This window comes from Acinetobacter sp. YH16038, assembly GCF_013417275.1.
Taxonomy (GTDB): Bacteria; Pseudomonadota; Gammaproteobacteria; order Pseudomonadales; family Moraxellaceae; genus Acinetobacter.
The window spans coordinates 43,322-63,724 of the sequence record NZ_VPEG01000005.1 but is presented as its reverse complement, the minus strand read 5'-3'; the positions used below and the strand labels follow the sequence as shown (position 1 = coordinate 63,724).

The window sequence follows — 20,403 nt, the reverse complement described above, 5'->3', positions numbered from 1 at the left end:
ACTAGAATCTCTTGTATAAAAAGTAGCAATATCAGGAAAGACAATGACTGCACGTATTCAAAAAGGCAAGTTAGCGATTGCTAAAGAACTTTACGATTTTATCGAAAATGAAGCACTACCAGGTTCTGGTTTGGACAGCGAAACATACTGGAAGAACTTTGAACAAGTCGTTGTTGATCTTAGCCCTAAAAACAAAGCACTTTTGGCTAAGCGTGATGATATTCAAGCTAAAATTGATGAATGGCATCGCAATAACACATTTGAATTACAAGCTTACAAAGCTTTCTTGACTGAAATTGGCTACTTATTACCAGAAGTAGAAGATTTCCAGATCAGCACTGAAAATGTAGACGAAGAGATTGCACTATTGGCTGGCCCACAGCTGGTAGTTCCAGTACGTAATGCACGTTACTGCCTGAACGCAGCGAATGCACGCTGGGGTTCTTTATACGACGCTTTATACGGCTTCGACGTGATCTCTGAAGAAGACGGTGCTGAAAAAGGTAAAGGCTATAACCCGAAACGTGGTGAGAAAGTTATCGCATTCGCGAAAAACTTCTTAAATGAAACATTCCCGCTGGCACAAGGTTCACATGCTGATGCAACCAAATATGCAGTTGAAGGTAATGCACTGGTTGTAACGCTGAAAGACGGCTCTACCACAACTGTTGCGGATAGCTCTAAATTCGTTGGTTACAATGGCGAAGCTTCTGCACCGACCGAAATTGTATTGAAAAATAACGGCCTGCATGCGATCATCCAGATTGATGCAAACAGCCCAATTGGCCAAACAGATGCTGCAGGCGTAAAAGACGTTGTGCTTGAAGCAGCTGTAACGACGATTCAGGACTTGGAAGACTCTGTTGCAGCAGTTGATGCTGAAGAAAAAGTAGAAGGCTACCGTAACTGGTTAGGCTTGATGAAAGGTACGCTTGAAGAGTCTATCGAGAAAAATGGCAAGACCATTACCCGTAAACTAAATGCTGACCGTACTTTCAAAAATGTTGAAGGCGGTGAGACCAAGGTTCATGGCCGTTCATTGATGCTGCTTCGTAACGTGGGTCACTTGATGACAAACCCGGCGATCCTTGTAGATGGCGAAGAAATTTATGAAGGCATTATGGATGCATTGGTAACTCCATTGCTTTCTGTGGCTGATATCCGTGGTGAGAACACGATCAAGAACTCACGTACCGGTTCTATGTACATCGTTAAGCCAAAAATGCACGGTCCGGAAGAAGTTGCATTTGCGGTTGAACTGTTTGAACGTGCTGAACAGGCGCTTGGTTTACCTGCGAAAACGCTGAAAATTGGTATCATGGATGAAGAGCGTCGTACTTCGGTTAACCTGAAAAACTGTATTGCTCAGGCAAAAGACCGTACCATCTTCATTAACACCGGTTTCATGGATCGTACAGGTGATGAAATCCATACCTTCATGGAAGCAGGTCCGTTCGTGCGTAAAGGCGAAATCAAAGGCCAAAAATGGTTCCCAGCTTACGAAAACCGTAACGTCATGGTAGGTCTACAAACAGGTCTACGTGGTAAAGCACAGATTGGTAAAGGCATGTGGCCAAAACCAGACATGCTGTTAGACATGTACAAAACCAAGACTGAACATCCTGAAGCAGGTGCAAGCTGTGCATGGGTTCCATCTCCAACAGGTGCAGTGATTCACGCGATTCACTACCACCAAATTAACGTGGCAAACCGTCAGCAAGAATTGCTTGCAACTGAAGCGTTGCCTTTAGATGATTTGTTGACTCCACCTCTTGCAACTGATACCAATTGGTCTGAAGAAGAGAAACTGAAAGAACTGGAAAATAACTGTCAAGGTATCCTGGGTTATGTGGTTCGTTGGGTTGATCTGGGTGTAGGTTGTTCTAAAGTTCCAGACATCAATGATGTGGGCTTGATGGAAGACCGTGCAACTTTACGTATTTCTTCTCAGCATGTTGCCAACTGGTTACGTCATGGAATTGTAACGCGTGAACAGGTTGAAGAAGTAATGCAACGCATGGCGAAAATTGTGGATGAGCAAAATGCGAATGATCCACTGTACAAGCCAATGGCTGCTGATTTTGACAATAGTATTGCATTCCAGGCTGCTTCTGATCTGATCTTCAAAGGTGGTGAACAGCCATCAGGCTATACAGAGCCGCTTCTACATGCAGCTCGTTTAAAACTTAAAGGTTATACAGGTGACTAATCCTGTAACTTGAAAAAAAGCCTCTTCGGAGGCTTTTTTATTGCTCTTAAAAAAAGATCTAAGGATAAAAATGTTCTTTTGGAAGGTAAACTAACTGACTGAACACCTAAAACAGAACAATGTCACAGAAGAAAATTTTAATAATAATTATCTGTTAAACAGTAGCTTTATATCTGCCAGTCGGTATTCCTATGAGCGTTTACAGCTCCTCATGCTGGGTAGCTGTAGAGCTTTGGATCATGACATTTAAGACTCAGTTTAATTCACAATTTTTAATTTCTAAGAATCGTATTTGGGCTGACGTACTGGAAGATTTAGACAGCAAAGAATGAGATTCATGGATCAGTAAGTTTCATTCACTTAGAAAGCTCAAGATAAAAGCGTAACAATTCGTCGCTGTCACTTCCATCCTGAAATGGCTCTGCTAAAGTAAAAGCAAATCAATAAATTGCAGGGAAGAACAGCATGGCATATCAACATTTGGATCAGCAGTTTATTGCGGGTCAGTGGCAACCCGGCCGTTCCCAGAAAATGATTCAGAATCTGAATCCCTACACCCAAGATACGATCTTTACTTTGCAGGCGGCCAGTACTGCAGATGTTGATGCGGCTTATGCGGCAGCTGATAAAGCCTTTCAGCAGGGTGCTATTAAATCAGTAGAGTTAAGACAGCAAATCCTGCAAAAACTACAACAGGTGATTCAGGCACGCCAGGATGAAATTATTGACTGGTTAATTCTTGAGTCTGGAAGTACCCGTTTTAAAGCTGGTCTGGAAGTTGGCGCTGCTTTATCTATTATTCAGGAAAGTCAAAAATTTCCAGAACAGATCAAGACTGAACAGTTGGAGAGCAAAGATCCACAACGTAAAAGTCGGGTACTGCGTAAACCCTTGGGTGTGATTGGCGTCATTAGCCCATGGAATTTTCCATTTCATTTATCCATGCGTTCGGTAGCAACAGCGATTGCCTGTGGAAATAGTGTGGTACTCAAGCCAGCAAGTGATACACCAGTGACAGGTGGAACCTTATTAGGCAAATTGTTTGAAGAAGCTGGTTTACCCGCAGGTGTGCTCAATGTGGTTTCAGGTGCAGGCAGTGAAATCGGTGATTATTTTGTCGAACATCCGATTCCAAAAATGATCTCATTCACGGGCTCTACTGAAGTCGGACAGAATGTAGGAAGTAAAGCCTTAGCCAGCCCTCGAATTAAACGTCTGGCGCTGGAACTGGGCGGAAATGCGCCACTGGTGATTCTGAATGATGCTGATCTTGAGCTGGCAGTAGAACTGACAATCATGGGGCGCTTTATGCATCAGGGGCAAATCTGTATGAGCACCAATCGGGTCATTGTCGATGCGTCTATTCATGATGCCTATGTGGAAAAACTTTTAGAGCGAGTGAAAACTGTTGCTGTGGGTGATCCAAATCTAGAAGAGACCATCATTGGGCCGATCATCAATCAGAGTCAGATCAAAAAACATCAGCAGATTATTCAGAGTGCAAAAGAGCAGGGTGCAGAGCTGGTATACGAAGGGGGGATAGAAGGTAATCTGGTCTATCCACATATCTTTACTGGGGTAGCACCTGAATCTCCACTGGCTCAGGAAGAAAGTTTTGGACCGATTCTGCCAGTACTGAAAGCTCGTGATGAAGCACATGCCTTAAAGCTGGCCAATGATACCCGTTTTGGCTTATCTAGTGCGGTTTGTACCTCGAATATTGAACGTGGTATTAGTTTTACAGAACAGCTGGATATCGGTATGACTCATATCAATGGTATTAGTGTGGCAGATCAGGCTAATGCTCCGTTTGGGGGTGAGAAAAACTCTGGACTTGGACGTTTTAATGGACGCTGGATTTTTGAGGAATTCACCCGTACTCACTGGCTGACTGTACCCAGTGAATAATATTAAATGATAGAAACTTATCCATAATCCATACAGGTTTAAGCTTGGCATCAAGCTATAATCAGAACATCAAGTGATCTGTCTGATTAAGCATGTGTGCCAACTTTAAGCCTTTAACTTCACAGCAAATACATGATCTGGGCTTGCCGGAAATTCCCTTTGAATATCCGGAAGAAGTCTATCCGAATTATGCTACCCCCTTGTTATTTCAATCTGATCAAGGTCTGGAATGGCGCTCGGTTAACTTTGGCTTTATTCCCAAATGGGCAGAGGATAAAACGATTGGGACAAAAACCTACAATGCCAGAAATGAAACTTTGCTGCAAAAACCAACCTTTGCAGAAGCGACAGCCAAATGCAAGTTTGGGGTGATTCCCGTCTCGGAATTTTATGAGTCAAAGTATTTTGATAATAAACCACAGCGCTGGGGCGTCAGACGCAAGGATGGAAAAGCGACCTTTATTGCGGCACTCTATGAAATTGCACGGGTGCAGGATGAAATTGTACGTTCGGCCAGTATGATTACGATGGATGCAATAGACCATCCCATGATGAAAGAGTTTCATGAGCCGGGAAATATTAAACGTTCAGTCATTGTGATTCCGCATGAACGTTTACATGAATGGCTGAATCTCACACAACCGGATATTCGCAGCTTTGTACAGGGATTTCCAGTAGAGGAGTTCGAATGTTCACATGTACCAAAAGAAAGAATCAAAAAAGCCAGTCCACAGCTGAACTTTTTTGATTCCTAAAACCTAGAAAGCAATGGCGGATCGTTAATTATTATAAAAGGTGTTATTGATCTCGCCAGCTAAATTCAAAATTGAAAAAATACTTAACGAGCCAAATTTTTAAAGATATGGCGTAAGCTTTCCATAGTTTTTTCAATTTGTAATGGGGTTAGCCCTTCAAATGACTGTTCCAGTACAACATTGGTCAGGTCATTAATTTTATGTGTCATTTCCATTCCTTTTTCAGTCAGCACGACACGGGTAATACGAGCATCGTCTTCACAGGAATAGGTTTCAACCAGACCTTCATCTTTTAAGCGATAAACGATCTTGGTGGTTGTCGACATTTTAGATACGACCATTTCTGACAGGTCAGAAACGCTGGCATGTGGTTTGGCTTTAAGAGCAAGCAAGATACGGCGACGTGAATTATCGACACCATACTTTTTTAGTGCATGATCTACATTTAGGACATATTGGGCATGGACTTGAGTCACCCAGTAGTATGGAAAGTTTTCTAAATTAAAGTCTTCTGCACAAGGTAAAAATTTTGCATATTTTTTAGTCATGAAATGTTCCTTTTATTTATTTTTCTAGGGCACTGACATTTTATGTAAAAGTTTATACATGTTTCAACCTTTATTTTTAAAATGTTAACGAGATTGCATTTGTTAGATCTTCTTAACACCAAAAAAATCAGGTGATTTACGTGTTGTAGATCAATCGGGGCAAATTGTAACTGTCTTTATCCAGATGAATGGCATTGATATGACATGCGAACCTTAAGGCTCCAGATTAGGTTTAGAGTCTAAATAAGAGCTGGGTTGGCAAACCATATGGATAAATGGCCGACCTGCGCATATCTTACTTTTGGTGAGTATGCGGAAATACAATTCAAAATCGATGCTGTTTAAATGAATGCTCTGATACATTTTTAATCTGTAGCACGATGCAGATGCGGATTTCTCAAATCTGACCGAAAGCTAGAGCGAGTACATTTAAATTGGTCACTCATCGAATAAAACCGTTTTGGATGAGAAACTTATGCATCTTTTTGATCCCACGACTAACTATTCATAACGTGTATGAACCATTTTAATAAAAAAATCCATATTTAAAATATGTCTTTAGATAAGTGGATTTAATGGACCTAGCAGGATAGTGGATCATTCAATATTTTATGATGTATGAATAGATACGAATATTAAGAGAAACAGTAATTTATATCTCAGGCTTCTATCAGATAGATTTAATGGGCTTAGGGTCAAAAAAAAGCTTAAATTTTCTTTAATTTGTAATGAGTTATGTAGAACATGACAGATTTCGGCCAATGATTTGAAAATTAAAAGATTTTAGAATAAGGAGAGGTAAAGCGGTGCAACAGTTTTTCATAAATTTTATTGTTCAAAAATCATAAGTTTATGCATAATGGATACATCTTAAGTCGAAAAGGTTAAATTAAATGGATCCCTCGCCGTGCGTTGATCTTCTATATTCGTTGCTTACATACTCAAACGGGATGGTGTTCTAATGGAATTTTTATTAGATCCCGGAATTTGGGTTGGTTTAATTACTCTTATTATTCTCGAAATCGTTTTAGGTATTGATAACCTAGTCTTTATTGCCATTCTGGCTGAGAAACTTCCCCCTGAACAGCGTGATAAGGCCCGTGTGATCGGTCTATCCTTAGCCTTGCTGATGCGTTTAGGTCTGTTGTTCGCGATCTCCTGGTTAGTCACCTTGACTCAACCGCTTATTCAATTATTTAACTGGACCTTCTCCGGACGGGATTTGATTCTGCTCTTTGGTGGTTTATTCCTGCTTTATAAAGCTGTCACCGAACTTCATGAAAAAATTGAAGGCAAGCCTGAAATACAGGTCACGACCAAGGTGGCATATGCGGGCTTTACGGCAGTTGTGGCTCAGATTGTCATTTTGGATGCCGTATTTTCACTGGACTCAGTGATTACCGCTGTAGGTATGGTTGATAATATCTATGTCATGATGGCGGCGATGATTATCGCGATGGCCGTGATGTTACTGGCATCTAAACCATTGACTGACTTTGTGAATCGTCATCCTACGGTCGTGATTCTGTGTTTGAGCTTCCTGCTACTGATCGGGATCAGCCTGATGGCAGAAGGTTTCGGTTTCCATATTCCGAAAGGTTACATCTATTCTGGTATTGGCGTTGCAATTGCAGTTGAAGCCTTTAACCAGTTTAGTCAGCGCAATGCTGCGAAGCATGAAGCCAAGATTCCGCTGCGTCATCGTACCGCTAACAGTATTCTCCAACTGATGGGCGCTAAGCTTGAAACCACCAGTACTACTCAGCATGAAGCACAGGAAACCTTTGCGGATGAAGAACGCTATATGATTGGCGGAGTATTGACCTTGGCAGAGCGTTCTGTAGCATCGATCATGACCCCACGAAGCCAGATTTCCTGGGTCGATCTGGAAGATAGTCCGGAACAGATCCGTGAAAAAATCCTGTCTGTACCCCACAGCCTGTTTCCGGTTTGTCGGGGCAGTCTGGATAAGGTGATTACCATCGTTCGTGCCAAAGAACTGTTAGATGTGCTGGATGAACCGGAAGAATTAAAAGCTTTGATCAAGCGTCATCGCCCTATCTATATCTTTGAAAGAATGAAGGTGATTGACGCGATTAATACCTTACGTACCTCAAAAGGCTCTCTGGTGCTGGTCAGTGATGAATTTGGTCATGTACAAGGTCTGATTTCACCGCTAGATGTGTTTGAGGCAATTGCCGGTGAATTCCCGGATGCCGATGAGCAGCTGGATCTGGTCAAAGTTGATGATACACACTGGATTGCATCTGGTATGCTGGATTTGTACCAGTTAGAACTTGAGCTCGGTATGCTGGATCTGATTGATGAAGATGCAGGCTATATCAGTGTTGCCGGTCTGATTCTGGATAAAACCAATAGTGTGGTCGAGGTAGGCACTGAACTGAACTACCAAGGTATTCAATTCAAGGTAATGGAAATCGAAAATAACCGGATTAAGTCGGTGAGTATCCATTATCAGGGTTAATCGCCTGTCTTTGTTATTTTTTTGAGTCAGTTGCTTAAGGGCAACTGACTCTTTTATTGAATATTATTTATGACTTAGATATTAATGCTCACCTAAGCTTATTCTTCAGGCTAAATGGAGTATTGAATATTTCGGAAGCCAAGAATGCGTAATAGGTTTTACAGGTTTAGAAGTAATAAATCTTACTGAAGTATCAAAATCCAGACATGCTTTATTTAGAATTCTTAAACAAATTTAAATAAAGTTTAAAAATAAGTGTGAATTTGACTAAGTGGTAAAATATATATTTCACGTAATTTTGAAAGATATTAGTCAAATTCGAGATACAAAAGCTCATCCAAAGCTTACACAATACTCAGCTTGAGCGCTTGAAAAATTATTTTTGCCAGATTAGGGCTGAATTTAATTATCTAAAAAATAAGTTGAATAGTGTAATAGGGTGTTCCATGTGTTCATTATAAAACACCCGACTGATGCTTAATCCGCCAAAATCCGAAAGTCTGCATATTGACGGATCGTTTCTATATTCAATTGATGGATCTCATCGGTAAATGCAGCATTAAACTGGCCTAAGGTCGGTGCTTTAGCAAAAGCCAATTGACCGGCGATTGCAAAATGAACATGAGCAGAGAGCGCTGCGATCGCAGGAGAACTTACTGCACTATACGCTGCAATCAGGGCCCCTAGGGCACATCCAGTTGCTGTGACGCGCGGCTGTAAATATGAACCGCCTAAAACCTGAATCACCGGATAATCTCTGGAAATGATGTAATCAGACTCACCTGAAATAGCGATACATTCACATTGTTCCAGTAAGGCCTGCGCCTGTAGATAGACTTCTGAGCTATCGACAGTGCTATTGACGCCTTTGGACTCAATATTTTTCCCTGCCAAGGCACCAATTTCTGAAGCATTTCCCCGTAAAATTGTGGGTTGATAGGTCATGAGCTGATCCACAACACCTGAACGCCAATGCAGTACATTTCCATAACCAACAGGATCTAGTACCCATGACTTTTGAATGCTGTGTGCTGTTTTCGCAGCAATCTGCATTGCCTCGACCTGTTCAGTAGTCGGTGTTCCCAAATTTAAACTGAGTGCCCCGGCAATTTTGACAAAACCCTCTGCTTCAAAAGGATTATCAATCATGGCGGGCGAAGCATTCGCAGCCAGCAAGATATTGGCCACATAGTTGCTGGCCACCGCATTAGTCATCACATGCACCAAGGGTTGCTGCTCTTGAAGCAATGACCAGGCTTCACAGATCTGATCGAGAAAAGTATTTTGTAATTGTTGCACGGAAGTATTCATCATCATGATCTTTCAAATATGAATAGGGCTGCTAAATGCTTAGCGGGTAAAATAATGGTCTTGATGTTTGCAGTTACGGCATAACAGGCTGACATAATCGCTAGCATCATATTCAACAGTAAGCTCTTGTGAGCCGCAATGCATACAGCGTTTTTGTGAATAAAATTTCAGGCGTGGTTCAATCTTCTGCCATGAACGCCAGATCGGCTGGAAGAAAATATTTTCATCATAACCCAGGAAACGAAAAAACAGGATGCTGCTCATTTTGCTCAAAGGCAATTGTGGTGGACGAGGCAGAATAGAGGTTTCCCATTTTTCATTCACTGAACGTTCCCGATACTGCTGTAGGGTCTTTTTCAGTAAATTGGTATTAATGAAATTTTCATTTCGTGGTTTTAAAGCTTTCTGCTGATACAGATATTCGAGGGCCGATTGCACGAGATAATAAATCTGTCCCACAGCCAAAACATCGAGCAGGCGATAGCAGAAAGCCTGAAAACTTTGATTGCCCGCAATCTGGATACCCCAGCTACGGCAATAGAACTGAGCGAATTGAATGACTTCCTGATACAGCAGACAATACAGTGCATCTTTGACTTCATCCGCACTTTTAAAAGGTACGCCTTTGCTCAGATTTTCATAGAACCAGTAACGCAATTGCTGGGTAATACTAAACAGGCTTGGCTCAGAATAGCCATCCAGACGTACATTAATATAGTACTGCTGATTCTCTTGTTGAATATCTCTAGGAACTAGAATCTGGTCTTTCAGCAGATTTTTGACCAGACCATGCTGATACAGGTAATTCGGGCTGATGGAATAATATTTAATGGCATGCCAGTCAATATATTCCTGATGCTGGCTATGTTCCTGAACCTGTTCATCCAGAATCGAGAGCAGAAACAGTTTATTGATAAAGCTGAGCTGATTGAGCTCATATTCATGCCGATCCTGTTTTTTATGAAATTTCCGGTTTTCCTGTAAACGGACTTCTTTCAGCATACGTTTACGCTGAGCCAGACACTGATCGCAATAACAGTTGTGTTTCTGGTCGGTATAGAGCTGATGCTGGCAGTGGCTGCATTCATGATAAGTAATGTCCTGATCATACTGTTCTGCCTCGATCCAGTACATGGAGGCCTTACATAACGGGCACTGCGTACTTTCGTCAAGCTGTTTTTGCAGAACGTTGAATACCATGATTGCGCACAACTCCAGAATAAAGAGAAACTGCGATTATACACAGCTCATCAAAGTCACGCGTCATTTGAGAATATTTTTAATGCAGCAGATTTTCAGGAGAAGAGAGCCTTTAAACGAACAGAGCTACCGAAGTAGCCCTGTATTCAAGAAAACTGGATCATCGTTTTTAAACGGGGCAGGGTAATGTTTCGTCTTCCTCTCCTTGATGTTTCGCTTGAATCAACGCCTGCACTTTTTTGGATGGAACCTTTTTGGCACCGAGTGCATCATAAGTATTCAGAATCGCACTGACCTCATGCGCCTGTAGCTGAACGCCTTCAGAACTCATAAACAGGGCAATGACTTTATGATCAATATTGGCCTGATCCAGAACCTGAAGTGTTTTAAGATTTTCAATCCGTACCACATGCTGTTTTAAATACATAGCTCACCTCAATTTCTTTGTTGTCGTTATTCTTGGAGTCTTTGCGCTTGGAGAAAACACACTTAAACTGTAGCAAAAACTATGCTCATTTTTTAATCAATATTTCGGAATTGCTATTAATCATAAATTATATATTTTTAAATCAAGCACATAAGAAAATGTAAAAAAATATGATATTAGCCGAAAACTTGGCATATATCTTTCTTTGAATCCTGCCATTGCTGTTGGGTGATGCAAAATGCATTCAAACTGGTGCATGTCATTTGTGCATTTAAAATGAAATTTGGAACGCAGATTAACCAGAACTTAATCTTTTAGAAGTCAGGTTTTGCAGCGCCCAGCATCTAAATTAGATATAAGGTTGTCCTGAACCCAGGCAGTAATTTTTCATATTGGAATAATACTTTGCATGTGCAGGAATCATGCATAGAGGAATCATACAGTGCAGATGAAAGCTTTTTTTATTTTATCTTTAAGTTGTTTTAGAGATGGGGATTTTAGATATCGGGCAAATATAAGGCGATTATCGTATATTTTGATGTAGCTCAATTGAAAAGATCAGTAATTATTCCCATATACAATACAAATGAAACGCACAGACAGGTTCAAGATCAAGGCGTATGATCAATGCATTGACAATCTTTTGCCTTAGAAGCTGTGCAAAAAGGATCAGGACATTATATGAATATCGCGGCGAATCCGGTGATCGAAGCAGATCAAACCATTTATTTAAAAGACTATCAAAAACCTTCTTTTGTTGTAGATTCAATCGACCTGAATATTCAAGTCTATGACGATCATACGCTGGTCAGCAGCAAACTGGAGATGCAGCGTCAAACAGCAGGTGATCTGGTATTGCTTGGTCGTGACCTGGAACTGCAATCAATCCAGTTAAATGGTCAGCCACTAAATGCATCAGATTATATTCTAGATGCTGAGCAACTGGTGATTAGCAATGCTCCAGATCAGGCGACTATTGAAACAGTGGTCAAGATTCATCCAGAAAGCAATACCATGCTGGAAGGTCTGTATCAGGCCAGTTCAGATCTGTTCGTGACTCAAAATGAGCCGGAAGGTTTCCGTAAAATCACGTTCTATCCAGACCGCCCAGATGTATTGTCTGTATTTACTACTCGTGTTGAAGCCGACAAAAAGTATCCGGTTCTACTGGCTAACGGTAACCTGATCGAAACTGGTGAAGTGGATGAAAACCGTCACTATGCACTTTGGCAAGATCCAACCAAAAAACCAAGCTATTTATTTGCCTGCGTGATTGGTGATCTGGCAGTGATGAAAGATCGCTATACCACATCAGAGGGTCGTGATGTCGCACTGGAAATCTATGCCGAAGAAAAAGACATTCCAAAATGCAAAATCGCGATGGAAGCGTTGAAACATTCCATGCGTTGGGATGAAGAGCATTATGGTCTGCCATACGACCTTGATAATTATATGATCGTAGCAACCAGCGCATTTAACATGGGTGCGATGGAAAACAAAGGTCTGAATATCTTCAATACCTCATGTGTATTGGCTGATGAAGAATATACAACTGATGTTGCCATCATGCGTGTGCAATCAGTGATTGCCCATGAATATTTCCATAACTGGACAGGTAACCGGATTACCTGCCGTGACTGGTTCCAGCTGTGTCTGAAAGAAGGTTTGACCGTATTCCGTGATCAGTCTTTTTCTGAAGATCTACAATCTGCTGCGGTACAACGTATTGATGATGTGGCAGTCCTGAAAGCGCATCAGTTTCCGGAAGATTCTGGCCCTTTATCGCATCCACCGCGTCCGGATCATTTTGTAGAAATTAATAACTTCTATACGGCGACCGTGTATGAAAAAGGTGCAGAAATTAACCGTATGATGGCGACTTTGCTCGGTAAAGAAAAATTCCGTCAAGGTACAGATGAGTATTTCCGCCGTCATGATGGTCAGGCCGTAACGGTTGAAGACTGGGTGGCTGCCTTGACTGCCGGTTCAGGGGTAGATTTATCGAACTTCCTGACTTGGTATAACCAGCCAGGTACACCGAAACTGGTCGCAAAAGGTGAGTATGATGCAGATGCACAAACTTATCGTCTTAGCTTTAAGCAAAGCCTGAAAGCTCATCCGAAATATCCGAATCTGAAAGCTGTTCCGATTCCAGTGGCTTTGGCCTTGTTTGATGCGAATACCGGTGAGCAGCTGAGCCTGAACTCTGATGCCTTATTTGAAAATGGCGTCAAAGATGGGGTATATCTGTTTGATCAAGATGAAGCGACCATCGAGTTTAGCAGTATAACCAGCAAGCCGATTGTTTCTTTACTGCGTAACTTCTCTGCACCCGTTGATCTTCATTTTGATTACTCTGAACAAGAACTGGCGTTCCTGTTGCAATATGAAACCAATGGTTTTAACCAGTGGCAAGCGACCCAGACTTTATTAGAACGCATTCTGCTGGATGATCAACCTTCTGAAATCTATATCGAGGCAATGCTGAATACCTTACCTGATCTGATTCAAAAAGATCCGCTATTGGCTTCACGCTTATTTGATGTACCGGCAGAAGGTTACCTGGGTAGCCGGATTGATACAGACTACAATCCGGCCATGATCCAAGAAAAACGTGATGCCTTGCTGCATAAATTGGCACGTGCTTTTGGAGCAACAGCTAAAGAAATCTATCTGGGTCTGGATCCTGAACTGCAGTCAGATTTTTCTCAGGCGATGGGTGTGCGTGCACTGAAAAATATCATGCTAATGCTGATTGCACGTCAAGGTGATGAAAGTGCATTTGAACTGGCAGAGCAGCAATACCAAAACACAGGCAATATGTCTGAACGTTTGGGTGCCTTGCGTGTATTGGTATGGAATGATGCACCTCAAGCTAAAGCATTCCTGGATGATTTCTATAACCGCTTTAAAGATGAAGCACTGGCACTGGATCAATGGTTCATGCTGCAAGCAGCTCATCCAAAAGCGACTGCAGAAACAATTAAAGCACTCACTGAGCATGCGGATTATGACTTGAAAGTGCCAAACCGTATCCGTGCGGTGAGTGGCGGTTTGAATGCCAATCCGGTCAATACCTGGAGCTTTGGTGTGCAGCATTATATCGAGCTGGCGAAATATCTGGATCAGAAAAACCCGATTGTCGGTTCACGTCTACTTCAGGTGCTTTCACGCTGGTATACCCTGATTGAACCACAACGCAGTGAAGTCAAAGCACAACTTGAAGCTTTAAAACCACAGGTGAAATCGAAAAATGTCTCAGAGACATTGAACAGCATGTTAAGCGTATAAGATCGTTATGTAAAAAGCCGGATCAACTGATCCGGCTTTTTATTATTGACTTATTTTAAATGGTGAATTTAAGCGCATTTAAAATACTATAATGTGAAATCAGTCACATAAAAGGTTTACAGTAAGAGGCTAGACAGGAAAGTAAAACTATACTTTTCTATTAAACATGAAGAAATCTTCAAATTGATATACTAGAGGTCTTATTCAAGATGTTAGTGAAAATCGAAGATGGTTTTTATTTAAATACTCGGCATATTATTGCGGTTCATGTCAGCAGAAATGCTGCGACTGGTCTGTTTGAAATCTCCCTTCAATATACACCGCATTCTATTCAGCAAGCTGGAGAATACAAAAAAGTATTTAATAGCCAGCTGGATGCTGAACTCTTCCTGAACGAACTGAATCAAAAAGTTCGCTAAAAAAAGCCTGCATCGCAGGCTTTTTTGTTGTCTGGGTTACGTTAAGGTCTCACAATCAATACCGGAATCTCGGACTGGGAAAGGACATTCTGTGCCACGCTGCCCAGCATCAGTTTTTGCAGACCTTTACGGCCATGTGAGCCCATGATAATCAGATCGGTCGGAACTTCCTGCGCTGCCTGAAGAATTCCTTCAGAAGGTGCCATTCCATGAATGATCTTGGTCGTGACCTGGGTACCATCATGCACAAAATTTGCCTTAATCTCATTTAAAAGATCCAGTGCATGTTGTTCTGCCTGCATGAAATAGTCAGTGACTGCGGGAGCAACCTTATAAAAGTCCACGCCTTTAAATGGGTCTACAGCAATAATACTGACCAATGTCACCTTACTATTAAAAGCTTTGGCCAGCTCACGGGCATGTTCAGCTGCAGCATAGGACATCGAGGATTCATCGAGTGCGACAAGAATATGTTCATAGTTTTGCATGGTGCTTCCTCATTTTTAGAATATGCAGTGAAATGATCATTTAGAAAATGGAGGTTTACTGTAGAAGGGTTCAGACAGAAACACTGCCTGAAAAAATTGCGCACCTTGAAGATGCGCAAATCAGATTATTTTTTAACGATTAACACCGGAATTTGACTGGCGCCAAGAACATCCTGTGCAAAGCTGCCCAGAATCATTTTCTGGAAGCCTTTACGGCCGTGTGAACCCATGACGATTAGATCAGCCTGGGTTTCCTCTGCAGTCTCAGCAATATGTTCGGCATTCACCAGGCCAGTCACAATGCGGGAATCTGCTTCTATACCTTCACTGCCTGCAATTGCAGTGGCTTCTTTTAGGGCATTTTTTGCATTGGCATGAGCCTGAGCAAAATACTCTTTCATAATCGTTGAACTGTAGTAGAAGTCAGCTTCAGTAAAAGGGTCTTCTGCAATCAGGCTAATCAGGGAAAGTTTACTGCCAAATGCCTTGGCAATTTTGGCTGCATGTCGAACTGCAGAAAAGGAAATATCTGAACCGTCTACTGGGACTAAAATATGTTGGTAAGCCATGATTTTTCTCCGTATGTTGTGTGTTTTTTACGCTCTGATTTATTGATAGCACAATGTACCCATGGGTGCAATTGCAAAAAGCTGAAAAATGGCAAAAAATCTTTAAATTACAGGTATTTTCACATAAATGCAGAGATTTGATGAAAGAAAAAACAGAGCAAAAAACTAGGGATTCAGGTTTTATTGATCAAAAATAACAGGATAAATGACGCTGTTTTTCTGGGGATGGTTTAAACTGCCTGGGCTTATTTTTGGGCTGATCGAGGGGGAAGGTTTTGAGGTTTTTTGCTATTCATTTATTGTTGTTCTGTTCAATTATTCTGGCAGGCTGTCAAAATACTGTACAGAACAGCCGGGTCATTGCCAGTGCTTTTAATTTGACCACAGGGATGCAGCAAAAGGTGATGGATCGCTATGCACCAGGTTCGGTCATCGTGCATCAGAATATGGTCTATGAACCGCAGAAAAAGCTCTCTCTGGATTTATATCAACCACAAAATATCGAAAGTATCGGCCCGCAACCAACCATTGTGTGGATTCATGGTGGTGGCTGGATTTCTGGTTCCAAAGAACATGCCCGGGGTTATTTTAAACTTCTGGCTGCGCAAGGTTATAATGTGGTATCGGTCCAATATCAGTTTGCACCTCAAGCCATTTATCCAAGCCAGTTACATCAGATTGATCAGGCCTTGGAGTTTATTACTCAACATGCAGCCGAATACCAGATTGATGCCGAAAATTTATATCTGGCCGGAGATTCTGCCGGGGCGAATATGGCCAGCCACTATGCTGCACTTTTAACAAATCCCGCCTTTGCCAAACAATCGGATTTTCAACCTTATCTGCAACCTTCCCAGCTTAAAGGTCTGATTCTGCACTGTGGTATTTATGACTTGGAGTCATTTGCCAGTACCGCACCTGATGAAATGAAGATCGTAGAGTGGGGAGTATATAGCCTGATTCAGGCTTATACAGGTGACCGTAAAAATGATACCGAGTTTCTAAAACGTATTTCTCCAATCCAGTATATTACGCCATCTTATCCGCCAGTATTCATTAGCGGGGGCAACAAGGATTTTCTGACCGACACCCAATCCTTGCCTTTTATCAAAGCTTTAAAAGCGCAGCAGGTTCCAGTAACAGAAGTTTTTTATCCCGAATCTAAAGCTTGGCTGATTCATGAATATCAGTTCTTTATGGGCAAGAAAGAAAGTCAGCAGACTTTTATCAAGACGCTGGATTTTTTGCATCAGCTTTCGCCCCTCAACATAAACTTATAAAAAATTTATTTCTTAAGACCATAACTAAGTTTTGGTCTAGGAAAGATAAATTTGGAGAGTGAAAAAATGAATCCTGCAACTTGGGCATATTTTTTGTTGGGTTTGGCTATAATTGCTGAAGTCACTGGCTCTACATTTCTAGTGAAATCTGAAGGCTTTACCCATTTGTGGCCTTCTTTAGCGGTGGTCGTTTTATTCTGTATCGCCTTTTATTTGCTGTCTCAGGTGATTAAGGTAATTCCTTTAGGCATTGCTTATGCGATTTGGGCCGGTGTAGGGATCATTCTCACAGCCATTGTCGGTTATATTGTATTTAAGCAGGCGCTGGATCTTCCTGCTTTTATTGGTATTGCCCTGATTATTTCCGGTGTAGTGGTCATAAATCTGTTTTCTCAAGCAGCAGGGCATTAAAAAAATATAGACATAAGTCATCTCTACTTTTATAAATTTAAGCCAACTGAGGTTTAAGCTTAAATAGTAAATAAACCATCAAACCAAGCAGTAGACCCCAGAAAGCAGAACCAATGCCGAAAAACTGGATATTGGATGCACTGAACAGAAAGGTCATCAGTGCGGCTTCCCGGTCATGACTGTCCTGAAAAGCCAGTGCGATGTTATGGCCAATGGTGCCAAACAGGGCAATGCCAGCCAGAACCGTAATCAGAATACCCGGAAAAGCCATCAATAAGCTGGTCAGGGTCGCAGCGAAGAAACCCATCAGGATATAAAACAGACCACAGCTCATACCCGCGATATAACGTTTAGCCGGATCAGGATGTGCCTGTGCATCCAGACTGACTGCTGCGCTAATCGCGGCAAGATTAACACTGAAACAGCCAAAGGGAGCGAGTAGTGCCTGAGTGAGGCCCGTCCAACCTAAAATCGAATTTACCTTGGGTGGATAGCCATAACTTTTAATTACAGCCAGGCCTGGTAAATATTGCGATGCCAGATTAATCACCATCAGCGGAAGAGCTAGTCCTAAAATAGCTTGCAGGCTAAATTCTGGCGTGGTCCATACAGGCTGAGCGATACTCCAGTTCAAATGGGGAAGTGTAAAATCGATAAAGAACGGACAGAGTACAATTGCAAGCAGTACGGTAATGACAATGCTATAACGGGTACTGAGCTTTTTAGAAATGAGATAAATGGCCAGTACGGTAAGTACAAAGCCCCAGGATTGTTGCAGGCTGCCAAATACTGAAATACCAAATTTCAGTAAGACACCAGCCAGCATGGCACTGGTCAGACTTTGTGGAATAAACTGAAAAATCCGGTCAAATATTCCGAAAAATCCCAGACAGGCAATCAGGATGCCGCAAATCAGAAAAGCGCCAATCGCTTCGGCCAGACTGTAATGGCCTGCGGAGGCAATAATTAACGCCAGACCGGCTGTCGACCATGCGGTGGAAATCGGATAGCGATATTTCCAGGAAAGCAGCAAGCCGGAAACCCCAATACCTATGCCGAGTGCCCATAACCAGGAACTGATTTGCGCTGCATTTGCACCCAGGCTTTGGGCTGCTTCAATGACCAGTACCGCGGATACGCTGATCCCAATCATGCAGGTAATAAAACCCGCCATGATGGCAGGAAAGGAGAGATCTTGTAAAAGTTTAGGCATCATCCATGACACTATTTTTAAATGCGTTTAAATCATACGCTTTTCATATATCAACACAATGTTTTTAACAATTTTTGAAAGCGCTGCTCTTGCCAGAAAGCTGCTGATTCTTAGAAAGTAGATGTCGCCAGTTTAATTCCGAACCCGCAGAAGAGAATTCCTACTGAAGCAACCCCGCCAGCCGTCAATTTATAATTCTGGTTGAAATAGCTCGCGAGTTTGACCCCGGAAAAGATCAGGATTGAAAGGTAGGTCATGCTGATCAGTTGCAGGATTAAAGCCAAGAGTGCAAAAGTCAGTGCCGGATAAGGGTAAACAGGATCAACAAACTGCACAAAAAAAGACAGGTAGAACAGAATCGCTTTAGGATTTAAAACACTGATTGTTAATGCTGTACGGAAAGGCTGAATCGACTCGACAGTTTCAGAAGTAGCCTTTTTAATCTGAACACGTTGTGACGACTGTTTCGGAAAGAAAGTCTGATAGGCGGCAATGATCAGTTTGATACCAAGATAACTGAGATAAACAGCACCAATAATTTTCAGGGCAATAAACAGCACGGGAAACGCATGAAGTAGAGAGGCTGCGCCTAACGCCGTACATAGGATCAGAATCAAGTCACCGGTATAAACCCCTAAGGCACCCATATAACCGGTCTTGATGCCAAAACGAGAGGCAATTGACATGACATAGAGGGAATTCGGCCCCGGCAGTAACACAATTAACGTTGTCCCAATAATAAAGGTCGTTAGATCTGTGATACCAAACACGAAGAACTCGCAAAAATGAAAAAAGCCGATGCGGCATTATAGCAACATCGGCCTGGAGAAATTCTATAAATTCGCTGTGAATTTAGGTGGTGCTCAAAAAACTTTCCTTTAATAAAGCCGCCAGTTGCTCACGTGCCTTGATAAAGCCATCGATACCACCTTGCAGTAATTCACTGGCCATCTGGTCCTGTTTCAGTTGTGCATCAAAATCGGCATGACTGATTGGATTCAGTTCACCTTGAGATTGAATATCTTTGGCTGAAAGCTGAGCCTGAACTTCACGCTGATCATTTTCAAGTTGTTCCAGCAAGTTTGGTGCAACAGTCAGTAGATCACAACCGCTGAGGCCCAAAACCTGCTCAATACTACGGAAGCTTGCACCCATGATTTCAGTTTTAATCCCATGCGCTTTATAGAATTCATAAATGCGCTTCACTGAGAGTACGCCCGGATCTTTTTCAATTGGATACGACTCAACACCTTCCGCTTTTTTGTACCAGTCTAGAATGCGGCCGACAAAAGGCGAGATTAAAGTCACTTTGGCATCAGCGCAGGCATGGGCCTGATGCTGACCAAATAATAAGGTCAGGTTGGTATGGATACCTTCTTCTTCCAGTGCTTTCGCTGCCTGAATACCTTCCCAAGTCGATGCGATCTTAATCAGGATGCGGTCAGAATTAATTCCATATTGATCATACAGCGCGAGTAATTCTTTAGCCTTGGCGATGGTCGCTTCAGTATCAAAAGACAGGGAAGCATCCACTTCAGTCGAAACACGACCTTCAATCAGTTTTAAAATTTCAACACCGAATTTGACGGTCAAAATATCAATCGTGCGTTCAATCAGGGCATTATTTACATAGCTTTCTTGCTGGGCTTGTTGAAAAGCAGCTTCAATCAATGCCTGATTTTCAGGTTGTTTCGCTGCTGCAGTAATCAGAGATGGATTTGTGGTTGCATCCAGAGGGCGAAATTTCTTAATTGCGCTTAAATCACTGCTATCTGCCACAATAGTCGTCAAGTTTTTTAATTGGTTTAGTGCAGTTAATGTCATTACGATCTAGTTCTATGGTTATTGCTTATGCATTCTTATATATCATAAATCATCCTCTTACCAAG

At 42.0% G+C, this 20,403-nt stretch carries 17 protein-coding genes; 8 read left to right on the top strand and 9 right to left on the bottom strand.

All coding sequences use genetic code 11. The features are described from left to right. Positions 1 to 43: 43 nt before the first annotated feature. The 3 genes from FTV34_RS02880 (at position 44) to FTV34_RS02870 (ending at position 4,872) form a co-directional block, all read left to right on the top strand. Positions 44 to 2,209, top strand: coding sequence for a malate synthase G (locus tag FTV34_RS02880; protein ID WP_034702314.1), 2,166 nt, complete (start codon positions 44 to 46; stop codon positions 2,207 to 2,209). A gap of 465 nt (positions 2,210 to 2,674) precedes the next feature. After that, the gene (locus FTV34_RS02875; protein ID WP_180068787.1) at positions 2,675 to 4,117 is read left to right on the top strand and encodes an aldehyde dehydrogenase family protein; all 1,443 of its coding nucleotides are present in this window, start codon (positions 2,675 to 2,677) and stop codon (positions 4,115 to 4,117) included. A 92-nt stretch (positions 4,118 to 4,209) separates the two neighbouring features. Continuing rightward, entirely contained in the window at positions 4,210 to 4,872 is a 663-nt protein-coding gene (locus FTV34_RS02870) for an SOS response-associated peptidase family protein (protein WP_004783965.1), read from the top strand. 83 nt (positions 4,873 to 4,955) lie between these two features. Here FTV34_RS02870 and FTV34_RS02865 read toward each other — a convergent pair whose 3' ends face one another. After that, positions 4,956 to 5,420 (bottom strand): MarR family winged helix-turn-helix transcriptional regulator, encoded by a 465-nt coding sequence (locus tag FTV34_RS02865; protein WP_179992445.1) that lies wholly within the window; start codon positions 5,418 to 5,420, stop codon positions 4,956 to 4,958. A 961-nt stretch (positions 5,421 to 6,381) separates the two neighbouring features. Between FTV34_RS02865 and FTV34_RS02860 the strand changes: the two genes are divergently transcribed. Then, the gene (locus tag FTV34_RS02860; protein ID WP_179992446.1) at positions 6,382 to 7,905 is read left to right on the top strand and encodes a TerC family protein; all 1,524 of its coding nucleotides are present in this window, start codon (positions 6,382 to 6,384) and stop codon (positions 7,903 to 7,905) included. 477 nt (positions 7,906 to 8,382) lie between these two features. Here the strand turns inward: FTV34_RS02860 and thiM are convergent, their stop codons facing one another. The 3 genes from thiM to FTV34_RS02845 form a co-directional block, all read right to left on the bottom strand. Beyond that, the gene (gene thiM / locus FTV34_RS02855) at positions 8,383 to 9,216 is read right to left on the bottom strand and encodes a hydroxyethylthiazole kinase (protein ID WP_180068785.1); all 834 of its coding nucleotides are present in this window, start codon (positions 9,214 to 9,216) and stop codon (positions 8,383 to 8,385) included. 39 nt (positions 9,217 to 9,255) lie between these two features. Then, positions 9,256 to 10,416, bottom strand: a complete 1,161-nt coding sequence (locus tag FTV34_RS02850; RefSeq protein WP_180053403.1) for a hypothetical protein — start codon at positions 10,414 to 10,416, stop codon at positions 9,256 to 9,258. Between the two features lie 169 nt (positions 10,417 to 10,585). Continuing rightward, positions 10,586 to 10,843 carry a hypothetical protein gene (locus tag FTV34_RS02845; protein WP_004783954.1) on the bottom strand — a complete coding sequence of 86 codons (258 nt, stop codon included), beginning with the start codon at positions 10,841 to 10,843 and terminating at the stop codon, positions 10,586 to 10,588. Between the two features lie 681 nt (positions 10,844 to 11,524). Between FTV34_RS02845 and pepN the strand changes: the two genes are divergently transcribed. Beyond that, on the top strand, positions 11,525 to 14,134 hold the full coding sequence (gene pepN, locus FTV34_RS02840; protein WP_180068783.1) for an aminopeptidase N: 2,610 nt from the start codon (positions 11,525 to 11,527) through the stop codon (positions 14,132 to 14,134). 209 nt (positions 14,135 to 14,343) lie between these two features. Then, positions 14,344 to 14,553: a hypothetical protein gene (locus FTV34_RS02835; RefSeq protein WP_004783945.1), complete on the top strand. Its 210-nt coding sequence runs from the start codon at positions 14,344 to 14,346 to the stop codon at positions 14,551 to 14,553. A 41-nt stretch (positions 14,554 to 14,594) separates the two neighbouring features. Here FTV34_RS02835 and FTV34_RS02830 read toward each other — a convergent pair whose 3' ends face one another. Together FTV34_RS02830 and FTV34_RS02825 are read right to left on the bottom strand one after the other, a co-directional pair. Beyond that, positions 14,595 to 15,041, bottom strand: a complete 447-nt coding sequence (locus tag FTV34_RS02830) for a universal stress protein (RefSeq protein WP_104425970.1) — start codon at positions 15,039 to 15,041, stop codon at positions 14,595 to 14,597. A gap of 125 nt (positions 15,042 to 15,166) precedes the next feature. Further along, positions 15,167 to 15,610, bottom strand: coding sequence for a universal stress protein (locus FTV34_RS02825; protein WP_125279008.1), 444 nt, complete (start codon positions 15,608 to 15,610; stop codon positions 15,167 to 15,169). A gap of 275 nt (positions 15,611 to 15,885) precedes the next feature. Here FTV34_RS02825 and FTV34_RS02820 point away from each other — a divergent pair, with 275 nt between their 5' ends. Both FTV34_RS02820 and FTV34_RS02815 read left to right on the top strand, forming a co-directional pair. After that, positions 15,886 to 16,890, top strand: a complete 1,005-nt coding sequence (locus tag FTV34_RS02820; RefSeq protein ID WP_180068781.1) for an alpha/beta hydrolase — start codon at positions 15,886 to 15,888, stop codon at positions 16,888 to 16,890. A 66-nt stretch (positions 16,891 to 16,956) separates the two neighbouring features. Continuing rightward, positions 16,957 to 17,301, top strand: a complete 345-nt coding sequence (locus FTV34_RS02815; RefSeq protein ID WP_179992451.1) for an SMR family transporter — start codon at positions 16,957 to 16,959, stop codon at positions 17,299 to 17,301. Positions 17,302 to 17,338: 37 nt separating this feature from the next. Here the strand turns inward: FTV34_RS02815 and FTV34_RS02810 are convergent, their stop codons facing one another. From FTV34_RS02810 to tal, 3 genes are all read right to left on the bottom strand, one after another. Further along, positions 17,339 to 18,514 carry a benzoate/H(+) symporter BenE family transporter gene (locus tag FTV34_RS02810; RefSeq protein WP_180068779.1) on the bottom strand — a complete coding sequence of 392 codons (1,176 nt, stop codon included), beginning with the start codon at positions 18,512 to 18,514 and terminating at the stop codon, positions 17,339 to 17,341. Positions 18,515 to 18,624: 110 nt separating this feature from the next. Next, the gene (leuE, locus tag FTV34_RS02805) at positions 18,625 to 19,284 is read right to left on the bottom strand and encodes a leucine efflux protein LeuE (protein ID WP_159124305.1); all 660 of its coding nucleotides are present in this window, start codon (positions 19,282 to 19,284) and stop codon (positions 18,625 to 18,627) included. An 82-nt stretch (positions 19,285 to 19,366) separates the two neighbouring features. Continuing rightward, positions 19,367 to 20,338, bottom strand: a complete 972-nt coding sequence (tal, locus tag FTV34_RS02800) for a transaldolase (protein WP_180068777.1) — start codon at positions 20,336 to 20,338, stop codon at positions 19,367 to 19,369. Positions 20,339 to 20,403: the final 65 nt, after the last annotated feature.